Here is a 17804-nt window from a genome sequence, read left to right as displayed (position 1 = left end):
TGGTTGCGGAACTGGCCCGTTCCTGCGAGACGGCCTAGACCAACGTCTTGGAGAACCCGGCCGCGAGATGATCGATCAGCGCGCGAACGGCCCGCGGCAGGCCTCGTCGTGTCGTGAAGACGAGATGCACCATGCCGCGATGACCGCGCCAGTCCGGCAGCACATGGACAAGCCTGCCTTGGTCGAGTGCGTCCCGGCAGAGGTGATCGGGCAGAAGCGCGATACCGAGGCCCGCAACCGCCGCATCGCGCACCGCGCCGAAGTCGCCGCAGCCCATGCGCGGCTCGTGCCTGTGGATGCGGGCTCGCCCGTCGTCCGTCTCCAGATGCCATTCGACCAGCGCCTCGTCATCGGATGTCGCGAGCGTCGGAAGCGCGGCAAGATCGTCGAGAGTTCGCAGCCGGTTTGCCAGCTGCGGGCTCGCGACGAGGATGCGCGTGGACGTGCCCAGCGACCGCATGGTGAGCGCAGCATCACCCACAAGGACGGATCGAACCCGCAGGGCCACGTCGATCCGTTCTTCGATCAGGTCCACGGGACGGTCGATCGCAACGAGTTGCAGGCGCACCTTGGGATAGCGGGTCAGGAAACTCGACACGAGCCCGGACATCTCCGCGACCATGCCGGTCGGGCAACTGAAGCGAATGCGGCCATGAGGCTCGGACTGCGCTTGCGTCACGAGCGCCTCGGCCTGCTCGGCCTCCATCAGGATCGCCCGGCAGCGCTCGTAGAAGGCCTGTCCCACTTCGGTGACCCGAAACCGCCGGCTTGATCGCTCAATGAGGCGGAGACCCAGGCGCTCCTCGAGCCCGGCAATCCGCCGGCTGAGCTTTGACTTGGGCTCGCGCAAGGCCCGCCCGGCGGCAGCGAACCCGCCATGCCCAACCACCTCGGCAAAATAGGCAAAGTCGTTCAGGTCAGTCTTCATCGTTCCTCTCATAGAACGCTGAGTATCATATCCGGCTACTACGCGCATCATCGTTCCGTAGGCATCTACGAAGGGCAGCGGCGGTTCCGCCAGATGCTTCCAAAGGAGACGGACGATGACGAACAGGTTCAACAACAAGGTCGTGGTGGTGACCGGCGGCACGAGCGGTATTGGCCTTGCCGCCGCAAAGGCTTTTGCAACTGAAGGCGCCTCGGTGTTCATCACCGGCCGCCGCCAGGATGCGCTGGACGGGGCGGTGAAAGCGATCGGCGGCCGCGTGACCGGCGTGCAAGGCGACATGGCCAACCTTGCCGACATCGACCGGCTCTACGACGCCGTTCAGAAGAAGCACCAGCAGATCGACGTGATCTTCGCCAATGCCGGCGGCGGCGAGTTCGCACCGCTCGGCGCAATCACCGAGGAGCATTATCAGCGCACGTTCGACACCAACGTGAAGGGCGTTCTCTTCACCGTCCAGAAGGCACTGCCGCTGCTTCGCGAAGGCGCCTCCATCGTCCTGAACGCATCGACCACGAGCGTCTCGGGTACGCCGGCCTTCAGCGTCTATTCGGCGACCAAGGCCGCGGTACGCAATTTCGCGCGGACGTGGATCCTCGACTTGAAGGATCGGCACATCCGCGTCAACGCGGTCAGCCCCGGCGTCACCGAGACGCCCGGCCTCAATCATCTGTTCGGCGCCGGCGAGCAGGCGGAGGGCACCAAGACCTATCTCGCGAGCCTCATCCCGGCCGGCCGCGTCGGCCAGCCCGAGGAGATCGCCAAGGCGGTGCTGTTCCTGGCGTCGGACGAAGCGAGCTTCGTCAATGGCGTTGAGCTCTTCGTCGACGGCGGTCAGACGCAGATCTGACGCAATTCGCAGGGCGGGCAAAGACGCAAAGCGCCGTGCCCGCCACTCAATCGATCGGCCAGGAAGACGTGGGCACGCTTCGCTTTGCCCACCCTGCGAGACCAGTGGAATTTGGAGACAACGATGACCCAGCCCAACACATCAGCGGATCGCATCCACGAACTGCTTCACCGCAATCTTCAGGAAGTTTTCGGCGAGGGCGACGCGAAGCGTCGCCGCGCCGCCATCGACGAACTCTGGACTGAGAACCCCGTGCTGTACGCCCCGCCAGGAATCATTGCCGGCCGCGACGCGATCGACAAGTTCGCCGGCGAGGTGCGGGCCACGCATCCCCACTTCGTCTACACGCCGACCGGCGAGCCGCAGGCGCTTCACAATGCCGGACGGCTGGCCTGGGGATCGGGTCCCCGCGGCGACGCGCCGGACTACGCAGGATGGGACGTGATCATCGTGGAGGATGGCAGGATCGCTGCGCTCTACGTCTTCCTCGACCAGCCGGGGAAGTGAGCGACCGCAGACGTCTACGCGCAGGCTAGCTTAGCCCGCCCTACAAACCACAAACGTGGTCTCGTAGGGTGGGCAAAGGCGCGCAGCGCCGTGCCCACGATCTCTCATTGATCACACTCAGAACGTGGGCACGCTTCGCTTTGCCCACCCTACGGGACCTCTCGCGAGGCAAAACCTACCCGCCCTGCTCCACCATCTCCTGCAGCCGCACCAGCTCCGCCTCGAGATCGCGCTCCACATCCGCCGCGCGAATGTCGAGCACGCGATAGTCCCGCGCCTCGAGCCAGGCCCGGCGCGATGCGCGGTCGGCGGCGATGGCTTCGCCCTCGCCGGGATTGACCAGCTCGATCGCGATCCGGTGCGGAAAGGACACGAAGTCCGGGATGTGGCGCCCAACCGGGGTCTGACGCTTGAACCCGCCTGCGAAACGGCGGTCGCGGGTCAGGGCCTGCCAGAGCAACCGCTCGGCGTCGGTCGGGTTGCGGCGGAGCAGGCGCGCGAGACCGCGCACGGTCGAGCCGCTGTCGGGCACGCCGCCGCCCTGTCCGTGCTCGGCCAGCAGCGCGCGCAGGCGCGTCGCCTGCTCGCCGTCGAGCACGCCGCCCTTGGCCGGTCCCTTGCGTCCCTCGGCGATCGCCATGACGACGCCGTGGAGGGTATGCATGTCCTGCTTGGTCGGCTCCATCCGGCTGAAGATGTTGCGCAGGTTCACCAGCATGGTGTCGCGCTTCTCGGCCGGCCGCAGGAACTCGACCTTGTCGAGCTCGCGCACGAGATTGTCGAAGAAGGCCTGCATCTGGTGCTGCGAGGCGCGCTCGGACCGCTCCGGCATGGCATGCGGCAGCTCGCCGGATGTGGCCCGCTTGAACCATTCATAGCCGACCAGCAGCACGGCCTGGGCGAGGTTGAGCGAGGCAAAACCGGGGTTGACCGGGAAGGTGATGATGCGGTTGGAGAGCCCGACCTCCTCGTTGGTCAGCCCCCAGCGCTCCCGGCCGAACAGGATCCCGCATTTGCCGCCGGTCGCGACATGCCCGGCGATCTCGCTGGCGGCCGCCTCCGGCCCGACCACCGGTTTGGCCTGGTCGTGGGGGCGCGCCGTGGTGGCGAACAGGAGGTCGAGGTCCGCGACCGCCTGCTCCACCGTGTCGAACAATTCGACCTTTTCCAGAATGTGGTCGGCGCCGGCCGCCGCCCGCTGGGCCGCGATGTTGGGCCAGCCGTCCCGGGGGTTGACGATGCGCAGGGCGCCGAGCGCAAAATTGCCCATGGCGCGCGCGCACATGCCGATGTTCTCGCCCAGTTGCGGCTCGACCAGGATGACGATGGGACCGTCGAGGGAAAGGCCCGCCTTGCTTCTGTCAGTCCCCGACATCTCGCTTCGCTTTCACACTGTCTCTCAAGGCCTTGGCAAATCGCTGTTAGGACAAGGCGCTCTTAGGAATTGATTCAAACCGGGCCTCTTCAAGCCGTCTTGGGCCGGCCGGGGCGTTACGCCTGTCGTTTGCCTGTCCTGACAAAATTCTCAAGGGAAATAACGGGTTGGATTCGACTTTTGAATCCCGCCTGAAACTTCATCCCGGCCCCCGCGGCGGGGCCGGCCCCCGCTCCCCATCTGGGGAAGCTGGATGAGCTAAAAGTGCATAATCACTTGGCTTTCGTCCGCCGCGGTCAGGTGCTAAGAGGCGGCGGATATTCACGTTGGCGCGCCGCTAGCGCCGTTCCCAAGAAGGCTTTCCCGATCATGGCAAAAATCAAGGTGTCCCAACCCGTCGTCGAACTCGATGGCGACGAGATGACCCGGATCATCTGGCAGTACATCAAGGACAAGCTGATCAACCCCTACCTCGATGTCGAGCTGCTCTATTTCGACCTGGGCATGGAATACCGCGACGAGACCAACGATCAGGTGACGATCGACGCCGCCGAGGCGATCAAGAAAGTCGGCGTCGGCGTCAAGTGCGCCACCATCACCCCGGACGAGGCCCGGGTGAAGGAGTTCAACCTCAAGCAGATGTGGAAGTCGCCCAACGGCACCATCCGCAACATCCTCGGCGGCGTGATCTTCCGCGAGCCGATCATCTGCAAGAACGTGCCGCGCCTCGTTCCCGGCTGGACCAAGCCGATCATCATCGGCCGCCACGCCTATGGCGACCAGTACCGCGCCACCGACATCAAGTTCCCGGGCAAGGGCACCCTCTCGCTGAAGTTCGTCGGCGAGGACGGCACCGTGATCGAGAAGGAAGTGTTCAAGGCTCCGGGCGCCGGCGTCGCCATGGAGATGTACAATCTCGACGACTCCATCATCGACTTCGCCCGCGCCTCGCTGAACTACGGCCTGCTGCGCAATTACCCGGTGTACCTGTCGACCAAGAACACGATTCTGAAGGTCTATGACGGCCGCTTCAAGGACATCTTCCAGGAGATCTACGACCGCGAGTTCAAGAAGGAATTCGAGGCCAGGGGCCTGACCTACGAGCACCGCCTGATCGACGACATGGTGGCCTCGGCGCTGAAGTGGTCCGGCGGCTACGTCTGGGCCTGTAAGAACTACGACGGCGACGTGCAGTCCGACACGGTCGCGCAGGGCTACGGCTCGCTCGGCCTCATGACCTCGGTGCTGCTCACCCCCGACGGCAAGACCGTCGAGGCGGAAGCCGCCCACGGCACGGTGACCCGCCACTATCGCGAGCACCAGAAGGGCAAGGAGACCTCGACCAACTCGATCGCGTCGATCTTCGCCTGGACCCGTGGCCTGTCGCACCGCGCCAAGCTCGACAACAATGCCGAGCTCGCCAAGTTCGCCGCCACGCTCGAGAAGGTCTGCGTCGACACCGTCGAGGCCGGCTACATGACCAAGGACCTCGCGCTCCTGGTCGGCGCCGACCAGCGCTGGCTCTCGACCACCGGCTTCCTCGACAAGGTCGCGGAAAACCTGACAAAGGCGCTGGCGGCCTAAGCTGCCATCCGCAATTTCGCCCGACTGGGCCAGACATCATCACGGGCCGCGCCAAAAGCGCGGCCCGCTTCTTTTATTAGAGATCCCTCGCGCGGAGATGCGACCATGTCGATCAAGCCAGCCGTCCCCTGCCTGATGCTGCTCGCCGCCATGGCCGGGCCGGCGATTGCCGCCGATCCGCTGCCCGAGGCGATCGCCGCACCCGGCGAGACCGTCGTGCTCAGCGTCCACGCCGAAGGCGCGCAGGTCTATGAGTGCAAGGCGGCCGCCGACGGCAAGCTCGCCTGGGCCTTCCGCGAGCCGATCGCGACGCTGTTATCCGAGGGCAAGACGGTCGGCCGCCACTATGCCGGGCCGAACTGGGAGCTCGCGGACGGCAGCGCCGTCGTCGGCAAGGCCATCGGCAATGCGCCGGGCGCGAGCCCTGCCGATATCCCCTGGCTCAAGCTGGAGGTCGCCTCCCGCCGCGGCAGCGGCACCCTCACGCCGGTCACCACCGTCCAGCGCATCAACACCCATGGCGGCAAGCTCGACGGCGCCTGCGACAAGGCCGGCGAGTTCAGAAGCGCGCCCTACTCGGCGGAGTACGTGTTCCTGAAGAAGTGATGAGCGCAGCCGGCCGGCTGCTTGGTAAACGGATTCTAGCGACGAGGCCGCGCATCCGCGTCTGCCGATTTACCGCGCCGTCACGGCCCGCGACTAACAGTTGCTCTTCAGTTTGAGGAACGACTGCGTGACGTACTTCATCCTCTTCCTGATCGCGCTTGCCCTGGTTCCCTATGCCATCCCCGTGCTGATGCCGAATTGGCGATGGTGGTTGGGGGTGACGTGCGTCTTCGGCGGCCTGCTAGCGGCACTGTGGATGCAGCATTGGATCGTGTCGTCTCGCCCGGACCATCATGATGGTGCCGGTGGCGCGATCGGCCTGGCATTTCCGGCGATCGTGACCGTCGGATTTGCGACCGGCGTCGCCATCCGCGGTTTGACCTTGCTGCTTGCCGCCCGCGGACTTGCCCTGCGCCGCGTGGTCGTCATCAGCGTCCTCGGATTTGCGATCGTCCCCGCCTGTTTCTACGTTCCAAGCTGGTGGCCTGCCTGGCCTTGAAAGCGAGCCGGCTGCCGGCGCAATCGAGCACCGGTTCAGCGGTCGGTGCCTTCGCGCTCGGCCTGCGCCAGCTCGGCCGCGGCGAGGTCGCCGGTCTCTTCCAGCCGCGCTTTGGCGGTCTCGTGGACGTGGGCGGCGAGCGTCGGCATGCGCGCGATCAGGGCGTGAAAATCCTGGGCGTCGAGCAGCAGCAGGCGCGTCTTGCGCGTCGCCGTCACCGTGCCGCTGCGTTTCGTTTTGTGCAGCAGCGCGATCTCGCCGAAGAAGGTGCCATCGCCGAGCCGCACCTGCTGGCTCGGCAGCGCGATCTCGACCTCGCCGGCGGTGATGAAATACATCGACGAGGCGGTGTCCCCTCGCCGCACCAGGATCTCGCCCTGCTCGATGGTGCGCGCGCGCAAGAGCCGCATGATGTCGGCGATCTCCGCGGCGGAGAGATGCGAGAACAGCGGCACCCGCGCCAGCATGCCCCATGTCACCACGAAGTCGCGCCGCTTCACTTCTTCCGCGAACGCCGAGGAGATGATCGCAACCGGCAGCGCGATCATGGCGAAGCCCGAGACGATCGCGAACACCGAGATGAACTTGCCGAACGGCGTCACCGGCACGACGTCGCCATAGCCGACCGTGCCCAGCGTCACGATCGCCCACCACATCGCGTCCGGGATGGTGCCGAGCTTGCTGGGCTGCACGTCGCGCTCGACGGCGTAGAGCAGCGAGGCGAAGGTCAGGACCACGCCGAACAGGATGACGACGCAGCCGATCAGCGCCCGCCGCTCGGCATGGACGGCAGCGAGCAGCGAGCGCATCGCCGGCGAATACCGTATCAGCTTGAAGAACGGCAGCACGCCGAGCGCGGCCAGCGTCGCGTGCCGTCCCGTCGCCAGGACGATCGCGGCGGGCAGGAACGACAGGAGGTCGATGATGCCGAGCGCGGAGAAGGCATAAGAGAGCCGGTCGGCGAGCGCCGAGCGCTGGCGCGGCGTGTGGCCCGCCACCGTCCACAGCCGCGCCGCATATTCCAGCGCGAACACCAGCACGGAGAGGATGGTGATGCCTGCGAACAGCGCGCCATACTGATCGTCCAGCTCCGGCACCGAGGCCAGGATCATCGCGGTCACGTTGAGCACGATGACGCCGATGATCAGCTGGATGAAGCGCGATCCGGCCGAATAGGCCAAGGGATCGTGCTCCAGCAATTCGTAGAGGCGATCCCGAAGGTCGGGATCGGATGAGCCACGTCCTCGCGGAACGAGGCGCATGGGCGCTTACGCAGCCCCCATCGCTTTTTCGATCGCCGCCAGCGCCTCGGTGGCCTTGGCGCCATCGGGGCCGCCGGCCTGCGCCATGTCGGGCCGGCCGCCGCCGCCCTTGCCGCCGAGCGCCTCGGAGGCGACGCGCACGAGGTTCACGGCGTTGAAGCGCGCGGTCAGGTCCGCGGTGACGCCGACCACGACACCGGCCTTGCCGTCCTCGGTGACGCCGACGATGGCGACGACGCCGGAGCCGATCTGCTTCTTGCCGTCGTCGGCGAGGCTCTTGAGATCCTTCATCTCGATGCCTTCGACCGCACGCGCCATCAGCTTGACGCCGCCGGCCTCGCGCACGCCCGCGGCTGCGCCGTTGCTGCCGGCGGAGGCACCGCCGCCCATCGCCAGCTTCTTGCGGGCGTCGGACAGCTCACGCTCGAGCTTCTTGCGCTCTTCCATCAGCGCAGCGATGCGCGCCGGGACATCGTCGAGCGAAGTGCGCAGCTCGTTCGCCGCGGTCTTCGCCAGCGCCATGGTGTCGTTGGCATGCTTGCGCGCGTAGTTGCCGGTCAAGGCCTCGATGCGGCGCACGCCCGAGGCGACCGCGCTCTCGCTGGTCAGCGTGATCAGGCCGATGTCACCGGTGCGCTTCACATGCGTGCCGCCGCAGAGCTCGACCGACCAGCCGAGCGCGTTGGCGCCGCGCTCGCGCGCGGTCCTGCCCATCGAGACGACGCGGACCTCGTCGCCGTACTTTTCGCCGAACAGCGCGCGTGCGCCGGCCTCGCGGGCCTCGTCGACACCCATCACGCGCGTGGTGACCTCGTCGTTCTCCAGCACCACGTCGTTGGCGATGTCTTCGACGCGGGCGAGCTCTTCGGCCGTGATCGGCTTCGGATGCACGAAGTCGAAGCGCAGGCGATCAGGGGCGACCATCGAGCCGCGCTGGGCGATGTGGTCGCCGAGCACCTGGCGCAGCGCCTCGTGAATGAGATGCGTCGCCGAGTGATGCGCGCGGATCGAGGAACGGCGTCCATGATCGACCTCGAGCTGCAGCGCGGTGCCGACCTTCACTTCGCCGCTCTCGACGGTGCCGATATGAACGAAGAAATCGCCGAGCTTCTTCTGCGCGTCGGTGATGCGGACCTTGATGCCGCCCTCGCCCGTGAGCACGCCGGTGTCGCCGACCTGGCCGCCGGATTCCGCGTAGAACGGCGTCTGGTTCAGCACGATCGCACCGGTGTCGCCGGCCTTGAGGCTCGTGACCTCCGCGCCGTCCTTCACCAGCGCCGAGACCACGCCCTCGGCGCTCTCGGTCTCGTAACCCAGGAATTCGGTCGCCCCGAGCTTCTCGCGCAGCGGGAACCAGATCGCTTCGGAGGCAGCTTCACCCGATCCCTTCCAGGATTCGCGCGCCTTGGCCTTCTGCCGCTCCATCGCGTCGGTGAACGAAGCCTGATCGACGCCGATGCCGCGCGACTTCAGCGCGTCCTGGGTGAGATCCAGCGGGAAGCCGTAGGTGTCGTACAGCGTGAAGGCGACGTCGCCGTCGAACATGTCGCCCTTTTTCAGGCCCGCGCTCTTCTCGTCGAGGATGGCCAAGCCGCGCGACAGCGTCTTGCGGAAGCGGGTCTCTTCCAGCCGCAGCGTTTCCTCGATCAAATTCTCCGCGCGCATCAGATCGGGATAGGCCTGGCCCATCTCGCGGACCAGCGCCCAGACCAGGCGATGCATCAGCGGTTCCTTGGCGCCGAGCAGCTGCGCATGGCGCATCGCGCGGCGCATGATCCGGCGCAGCACGTAGCCGCGGCCCTCGTTCGAGGGCAGCACGCCGTCGGCGACCAGGAAGGCGGACGAACGTAAGTGGTCGGCGATGACGCGGAACGAGGCGACGGTCTGCTCGTTCGGCCCGCTGCCGAGCGCCGACGAGGTCGCGTCGATCAGGTGGCGGAACAAATCGGTCTCGAACACGCTGTCGACGCCCTGCATGACGCTGGCCATGCGCTCGAGGCCCATGCCGGTGTCGATCGAGGGCCGCGGCAGATCAACGCGCTGCTCCTTCGTCACCTGCTCGTATTGCATGAACACGAGATTCCAGAATTCGAGGAAGCGGTCGCCGTCCTCTTCCGGCGAGCCCGGAGGTCCGCCCCAGATGTGATCGCCGCGATCGATGAAGATCTCCGAGCACGGGCCGCACGGGCCGGTGTCGCCCATCGCCCAGAAATTGTCCGAAGTCGGGATGCGGATGATGCGGTCGTCGGAGAAGCCGGCGATCTTCTTCCACAGGCCGGCCGCCTCGTCGTCGGTGTGATAGACGGTGACGAGCAGCTTGTCTTTCTTCAGCCCGTATTCCTTGGTGATGAGCTTCCAGGCCAGCTCGATCGCGCGCTCCTTGAAGTAGTCGCCGAACGAGAAGTTGCCGAGCATCTCGAAGAAGGTGAGATGGCGCGCGGTGTAGCCGACATTGTCGAGGTCGTTGTGCTTGCCGCCGGCGCGCACGCATTTCTGCGACGTCGTCGCCCGCTGGTAGGGCCGCTTCTCGACGCCGGTGAAGACGTTCTTGAACTGCACCATGCCGGCATTGGTGAACATCAACGTCGGGTCGTTGCGCGGCACCAATGGCGAGGACGGCACGATCTCGTGGCCGTTCTCGGCAAAGAAGTTCAGAAAGGTCGACCTGATCTCGTTGACGCCGCTCATGTTCATCCAATCGGGTGTGCTTGGGCCCGCCAATTTGCCGTCCAAACCGCTGAGTTTGGCTGTTATCTGCGGGCCAAAGCGCTTTTAGACAAGGCCAGCTTCGCTGTCCAGAAACTGTGCAAGGAGATCAGAGGGTTGCCGCAGGCGCGCAATCCCCTTGCAATCCCGTTGAAAGGCACAAAGGCCGCGTTGACAGGCTTGGCCGGCCTGTGGTCTGTACCCATCTGTATCGTACGGCCACGTCGGGAGAGACCGGCAACTGGTAGCCGGCGCCGAAGGAGCAACCGCCCCGGAAACTCTCAGGCAAAAGGACCGCGTGGCTTTGACGACATCTGGAAAGAGGCGCTGGCGGGTCTAGGACCCGGATAGCGTCCGCCGACGGGATAATACTCTCAGGCACAGCGACAGATGGGGCTTCGATGGGTTGCTTCCGGGGAATCGTCCCCGGGGAACCGCCGAGGGCCCCTGTGATGCTTGCGTCGGACGACAAGAACTCCCTGAAACGTACCCCCCTTTACGATCTTCATGTGTCGCTCGGCGGCAAGATGGTGCCGTTCGCGGGCTATGACATGCCCGTGCAATACCCCGCGGGCGTGCTGAAGGAGCACCTTCATACCCGGGCCTCCGCGGGCCTGTTCGACGTCTCCCATATGGGCCAGATCGCGCTTCGGCCGAAATCGGGGAGGATCGAGGACGCCGCCCGCGCGCTGGAACGGCTGGTACCGCAGGACATCGTGGCGATCGCGCCCGGCCGGCAGCGCTACGCCCAGTTCACCAATCCGGATGGCGGCATCCTCGACGATTTGATGGTCGCCAATTTCGGCGATCACCTGTTCCTGGTGGTCAACGCCGCCTGCAAGGACGCCGACGAGGCGCATCTGCGCGCGAATCTTGCTGATGTCTGCGTCATCGATTCGCTCTCCGACCGCGCGCTGATCGCGCTGCAGGGCCCGAAGGCGGAAGCCGCGCTGGCGAAATTATATGCAGCGGCGCCGGCCATGAAGTTCATGGATGCCGGCCCGCATGAGGTCGGCGGCATCAAGTGCTTCGTCTCGCGCTCCGGCTATACCGGCGAGGACGGCTTTGAGATTTCGGTCCCCGCCGCCGATGCGGAGCGCCTCGCCAAAAGGCTGCTGGAAAACCCCGACGTGATGCCGATCGGCCTTGGCGCCCGCGACAGCCTGCGGCTGGAAGCCGGGCTCTGTCTGTACGGCCACGACATCGACACCGCGACGACGCCGGTCGAGGCCGCGCTGGAATGGTCGGTGCAGAAGAGCCGCCGTACTGGTGGCGCTCGCGCCGGCGGCTTCCCCGGTGCCGAAAAGATTCTCGGTCATTTCGACAATGGCGCGTCCCGCCGCCGTGTCGGCCTGCTCGCCCAGGGCCGCGCGCCGGTGCGCGAGGGCGCGCTGCTGTTTGCCGGCGAAGCGGGCGGTGAACCCATCGGACAGGTCACATCGGGCGGCTTCGGCCCAAGCCTGAGCGCGCCGGTCGCAATGGGCTACGTGCCCACCGCATCGAGCGCGCTCGGCACAAAACTCTTCGCCGAGGTGCGCGGGCAATTTCTGCCGCTCACCGTCGCCGCCATGCCCTTCGTGAAAAACACCTACAAACGCTGAGGATTTGAAATGACCACGACGCTGTACACCTCCGACCACGAATGGCTCGCGATCGACGGCGATGTCGCGACCGTCGGCATCACCGACTACGCGCAGTCCCAGCTCGGCGACGTCGTGTTCGTCGAACTGCCCAAGGTCGGCCGCACGCTGAAGAAGGCCGAAGCCGCCGCCGTCGTGGAATCGGTCAAGGCCGCCTCGGACGTCTACGCCCCCATCTCCGGCGAAGTGCTCGAGACCAATGCCGAGCTCGCCGGCGAGCCGGCGCTGGTGAACTCGGACGCGCAGGGCAAGGCCTGGTTCTTCAAGATCAAGATTGCCGACAAGAACGAGCTCGGCGGCCTCATGGATGAGGCTGCGTACAAGGCGCACACGGCGTGAGATGACGAGAACTCTGACCTCATACTCGGTGTCATCGTCCGCGAAGGCGGACGATCCAGTACGCCGCGGCCCATCGGCCCTAGCCGTGACGCCTGCGTTTACTGGATGCCCCGCCCCAGTGCGCAATTGCGCACAAGGCGGGCATGACAACGACAGCAATACCTAAAGCGAGGACCCATGATGACCGCGCACCGCAAATCCAACGGCGACACCGCCGCCTTCGTCCGCCGCCACATCGGCCCGTCCGCGCGCGATGTCACCGCGATGCTGGAGACCGTCAGCGCCAAGAGCGTCGACGCGCTGATGGCGGAGACGCTGCCGGCTTCGATCCGGCAGGCCGCTCCGCTCGATCTCGGCAAACCCCTGAGCGAGACCGAGGCGATCGCGCACATGACCGAGCTGGCGCGGCAGAACCAGGTCTTCACCTCGCTGATCGGCCAGGGCTATTCCGGCACGATCCTGCCGGCGGTGATCCAGCGCAACATTTTGGAGAATCCGGCCTGGTACACCGCCTACACGCCCTACCAGCCCGAGATCAGCCAGGGCCGGCTGGAGGCGCTGCTCAACTTCCAGACCATGATCTGCGACCTCACCGGGCTCGACGTCGCCAACGCCTCGCTGCTCGATGAAGCGACCGCCGCCGCCGAAGCCATGGCGCTCGCCGAGCGCCACTCGCAGGTCAAGGCGCAAGCCTTCTTCGTCGACAAGGACGTGCATCCGCAGACGCTGGCCGTGATGCGCACCCGCGCCGAACCGCTCGGCTGGACCCTGGTCGTCGGCGATCCCCTCACCGATCTCGACAAGAGCGACGTGCTCGGCGCGCTGCTGCAATATCCGGGCTCGTCCGGCGCTGTGCGCGACCTCAGGCCCGCGATTGCGGCGCTGAAGGCCAAGGGCGCGCTCGCGATCGTTGCCGCGGACCTGCTGGCACTGACTCTCCTCGCTTCACCTGGCGAGCTCGGCGCCGACATCGCGATCGGCTCCGCCCAGCGCTTTGGCGTGCCGATGGGCTATGGCGGACCGCACGCGGCCTATATGGCGGTGCGCGATGTGCTGAAGCGCTCGCTGCCCGGCCGCCTCGTCGGCCTCTCCGTGGATTCGCGCGGCGCGCCCGCCTATCGGCTCGCACTGCAGACCCGCGAGCAGCACATCCGCCGCGAGAAGGCGACCTCCAACATCTGCACCGCGCAGGTGCTGCTCGCCGTGATCGCCTCGATGTATGCGGTCTATCACGGCCCCGAGGGCCTCACGCAGATCGCGCGCAACGTGCACCGCCGCGCTGCCGTGCTCGCCGCGGGCCTGCGCAAGCTCGGCTTTGCGCCTGACAGCGAAGCCTTCTTCGACACGCTCAGCGTCGATGCCGGCGCCAAGCGCGGCGAGATCGTCGCGCGCGCGGCCGCCGAGAAGATCAATCTCGGTATCGGTGACACCCATCTGCGCATCGCACTCGACGAGACCACCACGCCTGCGACGGTCGAGGCCGTCTGGCGCGCGTTCGGCGGCACGCTGTCTTACGCCGAGATCGACGCCACCACGCGCGAGGCGCTGCCGGAGGCGCTGAAGCGCGGCACGCCGTTCCTGACGCACCCGGTGTTCCACGCACATCGCTCGGAGACCGAGATGCTGCGCTACATGCGCAAGCTCAGCGATCGCGACCTCGCGCTCGACCGCGCCATGATCCCGCTGGGATCCTGCACCATGAAGCTGAACGCGACCACCGAGATGATGCCGCTGACCTGGCCGGAATTCGGCTCGCTGCACCCGTTCGTGCCGCGCGAGCAGGCCGCCGGTTATCACGCGCTGTTCGCGCGGCTGGAAAAATGGCTGTGCGACATCACCGGCTATGACGCGATCTCGCTGCAGCCGAATTCCGGCGCGCAAGGCGAATATGCCGGCTTGCTCGCGATCCGCGGCTATCATGCGGCGCGTGGGCAAAGCCACCGCAAGATCTGCCTGATCCCCTCCTCCGCGCACGGTACCAATCCGGCGTCGGCCGCGATGGTCGGCATGGACGTGGTGGTGGTCGCCTGCGAGAAGAACGGCGACGTCGACGTCAATGACCTCCGCGCCAAGGCGGAGAAGCATTCGAACGATCTCGCCGCGGTCATGATCACCTATCCCTCGACCCATGGCGTGTTCGAGGAGCACATCAGCGAGATCTGCGACATCGTGCATGGCCACGGCGGCCAGGTGTATCTCGACGGCGCCAACCTCAACGCACAGGTCGGCTTGTCCAGGCCCGGCGATTACGGCGCCGACGTCAGCCATCTCAATCTGCACAAGACCTTCTGCATCCCGCATGGCGGCGGCGGCCCCGGCATGGGCCCGATCGGCGTCAAGGCGCATCTTGCACCGTTCCTGCCCGGTCATCCCGCGACGCAGGCCGAAGCGCCGGTCGGCCCGGTCTCGGCCGCGCCGTTCGGCTCGGCGTCGATCCTGACCATCTCCTACATCTACATCCTGATGATGGGCGGCGAAGGCTTGAAGCGCGCCACCGAGATCGCGATCCTCAATGCCAACTACATCGCGGCCAGGCTCGATCCGCACTTCCCGGTGCTCTACAAGAATGCGAAGGGCCGCGTCGCGCATGAGTGCATCGTCGATCCCCGTGCGCTGAAGGCGACGTCTGGCGTTACGGTGGACGACATCGCAAAGCGGCTGATCGATTACGGCTTCCACGCGCCGACCATGAGCTTCCCGGTGCCGGGCACGCTGATGATCGAGCCGACCGAGTCGGAATCCAAGGCGGAGCTGGACCGGTTCTGCGATGCGATGATCGCGATCCGGAAAGAGATCGCCGAGGTCGAGGCCGGCCGCTTCAAGATCGAGGCCTCGCCGCTGCGCAACGCCCCGCACACCGTGCACGACATCGCGGACGACGCCTGGAATCGCGCCTACACCCGTGCCGAAGGCTGCTTCCCCGACGGGGTCTCGCGCACCGACAAATACTGGTGCCCGGTGGGGCGCGTCGACAACGTCTACGGCGACCGCAACCTCGTGTGCTCCTGCCCGCCGGTGAGCGACTACGCGGAAGCCGCAGAGTAAGACGCAGCGGAGGTCTCGGAGCTGCGTAGGATGGGTAGAGCGAAGCGAAACCCATCACTACGCTGTTTCCGGGGATGAAAAGGCGATGGGTTTCGCTACGCTCTACCCATCCTACAGCACCCCCGCGCCGATGCCGCCTCTAGGGTGGGATCAACGACCGGCTTTCGCGATCCCATCGCCAAAGCCGCTCGTTGGTCAGCTCAGTCCCGCCCCACCAGCGATAGATCCGGTTGTGGCGCCACATATCGTCCTCGCGCGCAAAAATTGAGCGCCCGAACTCAGTCAGCGTGACCTTCCACTCGCTTCTGCCGAAATAGCGAGCCTCATTGTCGAACGCCGGATCGCCCAACAGGACCGGCGGCGCCGAATGTGCCCCCAGTTCGAGCAATGCATCGTGCGCGTCGTTTTCGTCGAACACATCGCGCATCCACCAGGCCTCGGTGACACGCCTTGGGTCGGTGTGCCCGTCGTTCACAAAGTCCAGAATGTCCATTTCGCTGGCACCTAGGCCCGTCACGCTGTCCGGAAGCTCTTCAAGCAACGCGACGAGCGCCGGTCGAAGTCTCGGCAGGATCGTCAGATCCGTCATCAGCAGATCGAAACAGGGTTTTGGCGTTTCAGCCCTATAGGCTTGCCAAACGCGGCTCGCCATCACCAAATGGTTGTCGGTCACCTTGAAGGCCGGCAGCTTCCATTTTGCGACCGATTCTGGAGCATAGTGCGCAACATGATCGTCCGTGTGCACGAGACTCAGCTTCGTTGTGATCTCCTTGTAGGGGCGAAGCAGGTCCAACAGCCAGACCAGCACGAGCTGATCATTTGGTCGAGGATCGACCCATATTTCAATTGAGTCGAACTTCGCACACAGCTCGAAGAAACCGATATCACGCGTTCCGAACCCCTCCAGCGAGCCGCGACAAGCGTCATCGAGCCAATGATCGCCGGAATTGCCGTGCTTCGCCGATCGGCGCTCCAGCCCCATCAAAAGCTGTTCCTCGGGAGGCAGTTTCCTCCAGACGAAGCGGAGATAGAATCCGAGCACGACATTCGCGGCCTGCGACTGGCGAAGCACGTTTTCGTCCAGATGGTTCGTGGATAAGATCAAATGGGACACGGTCGCCTTTCAAACTCTGAATTTGGCTCCGGCCCGATCCATAGGGTCGGCCGAATCACATTCCGACAACAACGCGATGAGGGCGCGCCTGTTAAGGCTCGATTTTTCGGACGCCAGGTTGGCGTGTCGTCCAGCCAGTGAAGTCGCGTGGCTGCGCCATGCGCGGTGCAAAGAACGCGTGAAGCCCAGCATCGGACGGCAGCGGCCCCCAGACAATCCGACGCTCGATCGCAATCACGAGATCGCCTAGCCTCGCCCTTTCGAGAGCTCCGGCGGCCGATGAGTCCGTCGTCAGAACAAGCCGCTTCATGCGCGCGACCTCACGGCTTCGTCAAACCAGCACCGTAACGCCATAGTCGTTCGTTCGTCAGGTGGGTGCCGCCCCACCAGCGGTCGATCGGATTGTGGCGGCTGAAATCCTCCCTTGCCGCCAGAAGCTCCTTGCCAAATTCGGTCAGCGACAATCGACTCCGCAGATAGGCCGCATGGCGAGCCCCCAGATCCTCCTTGGGGATCGTCCGTAGCTCATCGTCAAGTCCGACCACCGCTGGCCTTGGACCGAACGCCAGCCCGTGGAGCAACCATCCCAGCTCCCATTCGCGAAAGACGCGCGTGCGGCGGACCGAACGGAGATGGAAGAGTGCATTTGTTCCCTGATAACCACGGCCGATGAGCTCCAGGAAACGCACCTCGGTTTCACCCAGCCCTGTCGAGACGGAGGGGATCTCCGCCAGCAGATCGATCAAAGCCGGCCTTAACATCAGTAGCGCGCTCAGATCGCTATGAACGAGTTCGATGCAAGCCTCGGGCGTCGGCGCAGTGTAGGCCTGCCAAGCGATGCTTGCTGTTCCGAGTTCAGCCGCGGTCACGCCGATGGCGGGGATATGGGGCAGCGATTTGGCAATAGACTTCGCATCCTTTGTAAGGAGATCGAAGGCAATCAGGCGCAGCTCCGTCTTGGCCGCAATCTCTGGGTGAGACCGCAGATAGTCGAGTAGCCAGATCAGCTGGAGCTGATCATTCGGATCGCGATCAAACCACAATTCGATGACGTCGTAGGGCTGGCAGAACGCAACCAAAGAAAGGTGTTCACGTTCTTTGACAGATTGAGTCCGTCGTCCGATGTAGTCCGACCAGTGCCTGCCTGGCTTCACTGTCCCCGAACGGGCGGCGACATAAACTGCAAGTTCGTCGAGGGGCAGTGGTCCATCAACAAGACGGAACATGAATGGAATGACGACTTCGGCAAGACCCGAGCGCATGAGATCGGCGCCGCATGAACCCGTCAGAATCACACGCTTCATCGCACCACCCGATCACGACAACGCAAA

General features: G+C 65.3%; 14 protein-coding genes and 1 riboswitch. Of the genes, 8 read left to right on the top strand and 6 right to left on the bottom strand.

Annotated features, from left to right (window positions below):
• Positions 1 to 34: 34 nt before the first annotated feature.
• Positions 35 to 928 (bottom strand): LysR family transcriptional regulator, encoded by an 894-nt coding sequence (locus JQ617_RS00460; RefSeq protein ID WP_212025928.1) that lies wholly within the window; start codon positions 926 to 928, stop codon positions 35 to 37.
• Positions 929 to 1043: 115 nt separating this feature from the next.
• On the opposite strand from JQ617_RS00460, the gene JQ617_RS00455 reads away from it, so the two are divergent.
• Positions 1044 to 1796 carry an SDR family NAD(P)-dependent oxidoreductase gene (locus JQ617_RS00455; RefSeq protein WP_212023587.1) on the top strand — a complete coding sequence of 251 codons (753 nt, stop codon included), beginning with the start codon at positions 1044 to 1046 and terminating at the stop codon, positions 1794 to 1796.
• Positions 1797 to 1919: 123 nt separating this feature from the next.
• Positions 1920 to 2303, top strand: a complete 384-nt coding sequence (locus JQ617_RS00450; RefSeq protein WP_212023586.1) for a nuclear transport factor 2 family protein — start codon at positions 1920 to 1922, stop codon at positions 2301 to 2303.
• 175 nt (positions 2304 to 2478) lie between these two features.
• Here JQ617_RS00450 and JQ617_RS00445 read toward each other — a convergent pair whose 3' ends face one another.
• Positions 2479 to 3678 carry a TrmJ/YjtD family RNA methyltransferase gene (locus tag JQ617_RS00445; RefSeq protein ID WP_212023585.1) on the bottom strand — a complete coding sequence of 400 codons (1200 nt, stop codon included), beginning with the start codon at positions 3676 to 3678 and terminating at the stop codon, positions 2479 to 2481.
• 369 nt (positions 3679 to 4047) lie between these two features.
• Here JQ617_RS00445 and JQ617_RS00440 point away from each other — a divergent pair, with 369 nt between their 5' ends.
• The 3 genes from JQ617_RS00440 to JQ617_RS00430 all read left to right on the top strand — a co-directional run bounded on the left by JQ617_RS00440 (position 4048) and on the right by JQ617_RS00430 (position 6367).
• Positions 4048 to 5262, top strand: a complete 1215-nt coding sequence (locus JQ617_RS00440) for an NADP-dependent isocitrate dehydrogenase (protein WP_212023584.1) — start codon at positions 4048 to 4050, stop codon at positions 5260 to 5262.
• Positions 5263 to 5367: 105 nt separating this feature from the next.
• Positions 5368 to 5868: a DUF3455 domain-containing protein gene (locus tag JQ617_RS00435; protein ID WP_212023583.1), complete on the top strand. Its 501-nt coding sequence runs from the start codon at positions 5368 to 5370 to the stop codon at positions 5866 to 5868.
• Between the two features lie 127 nt (positions 5869 to 5995).
• Positions 5996 to 6367 (top strand): hypothetical protein, encoded by a 372-nt coding sequence (locus JQ617_RS00430; RefSeq protein ID WP_212023582.1) that lies wholly within the window; start codon positions 5996 to 5998, stop codon positions 6365 to 6367.
• A 35-nt stretch (positions 6368 to 6402) separates the two neighbouring features.
• Here the strand turns inward: JQ617_RS00430 and JQ617_RS00425 are convergent, their stop codons facing one another.
• Positions 6403 to 7629: a cyclic nucleotide-gated ion channel gene (locus tag JQ617_RS00425; RefSeq protein ID WP_212023581.1), complete on the bottom strand. Its 1227-nt coding sequence runs from the start codon at positions 7627 to 7629 to the stop codon at positions 6403 to 6405.
• Positions 7630 to 7635: 6 nt separating this feature from the next.
• Positions 7636 to 10317 carry an alanine--tRNA ligase gene (gene alaS / locus JQ617_RS00420; RefSeq protein WP_212023580.1) on the bottom strand — a complete coding sequence of 894 codons (2682 nt, stop codon included), beginning with the start codon at positions 10315 to 10317 and terminating at the stop codon, positions 7636 to 7638.
• A gap of 233 nt (positions 10318 to 10550) precedes the next feature.
• Positions 10551 to 10641, top strand: a riboswitch (glycine riboswitch).
• A gap of 146 nt (positions 10642 to 10787) precedes the next feature.
• On the opposite strand from alaS, the gene gcvT reads away from it, so the two are divergent.
• The 3 genes from gcvT to gcvP all read left to right on the top strand — a co-directional run bounded on the left by gcvT (position 10788) and on the right by gcvP (position 15359).
• Complete coding sequence (gene gcvT / locus JQ617_RS00415; RefSeq protein ID WP_212025927.1) at positions 10788 to 11936, top strand: glycine cleavage system aminomethyltransferase GcvT; 1149 nt, start codon at positions 10788 to 10790, stop codon at positions 11934 to 11936.
• Positions 11937 to 11945: 9 nt separating this feature from the next.
• Positions 11946 to 12314 (top strand): glycine cleavage system protein GcvH, encoded by a 369-nt coding sequence (gene gcvH / locus JQ617_RS00410; RefSeq protein ID WP_212023579.1) that lies wholly within the window; start codon positions 11946 to 11948, stop codon positions 12312 to 12314.
• 180 nt (positions 12315 to 12494) lie between these two features.
• Entirely contained in the window at positions 12495 to 15359 is a 2865-nt protein-coding gene (gene gcvP, locus JQ617_RS00405) for an aminomethyl-transferring glycine dehydrogenase (protein ID WP_212025926.1), read from the top strand.
• Positions 15360 to 15498: 139 nt separating this feature from the next.
• On the opposite strand, the gene JQ617_RS00400 is transcribed toward gcvP, so the two are convergent.
• Together JQ617_RS00400 and JQ617_RS00395 are read right to left on the bottom strand one after the other, a co-directional pair.
• On the bottom strand, positions 15499 to 16473 hold the full coding sequence (locus tag JQ617_RS00400) for a hypothetical protein (protein WP_349630585.1): 975 nt from the start codon (positions 16471 to 16473) through the stop codon (positions 15499 to 15501).
• Between the two features lie 320 nt (positions 16474 to 16793).
• Positions 16794 to 17777 (bottom strand): hypothetical protein, encoded by a 984-nt coding sequence (locus JQ617_RS00395; RefSeq protein ID WP_212023578.1) that lies wholly within the window; start codon positions 17775 to 17777, stop codon positions 16794 to 16796.
• Between the last annotated feature and the right edge of the window lie 27 nt (positions 17778 to 17804).

It is taken from the genome of Bradyrhizobium sp. KB893862 SZCCT0404 (assembly GCF_018130885.1).
GTDB lineage: Bacteria > Pseudomonadota > Alphaproteobacteria > Rhizobiales > Xanthobacteraceae > Bradyrhizobium > Bradyrhizobium stylosanthis.
The sequence above is the reverse complement of the archived record's forward strand: the minus strand, read 5'-3'. Positions and strand labels throughout refer to the sequence as shown.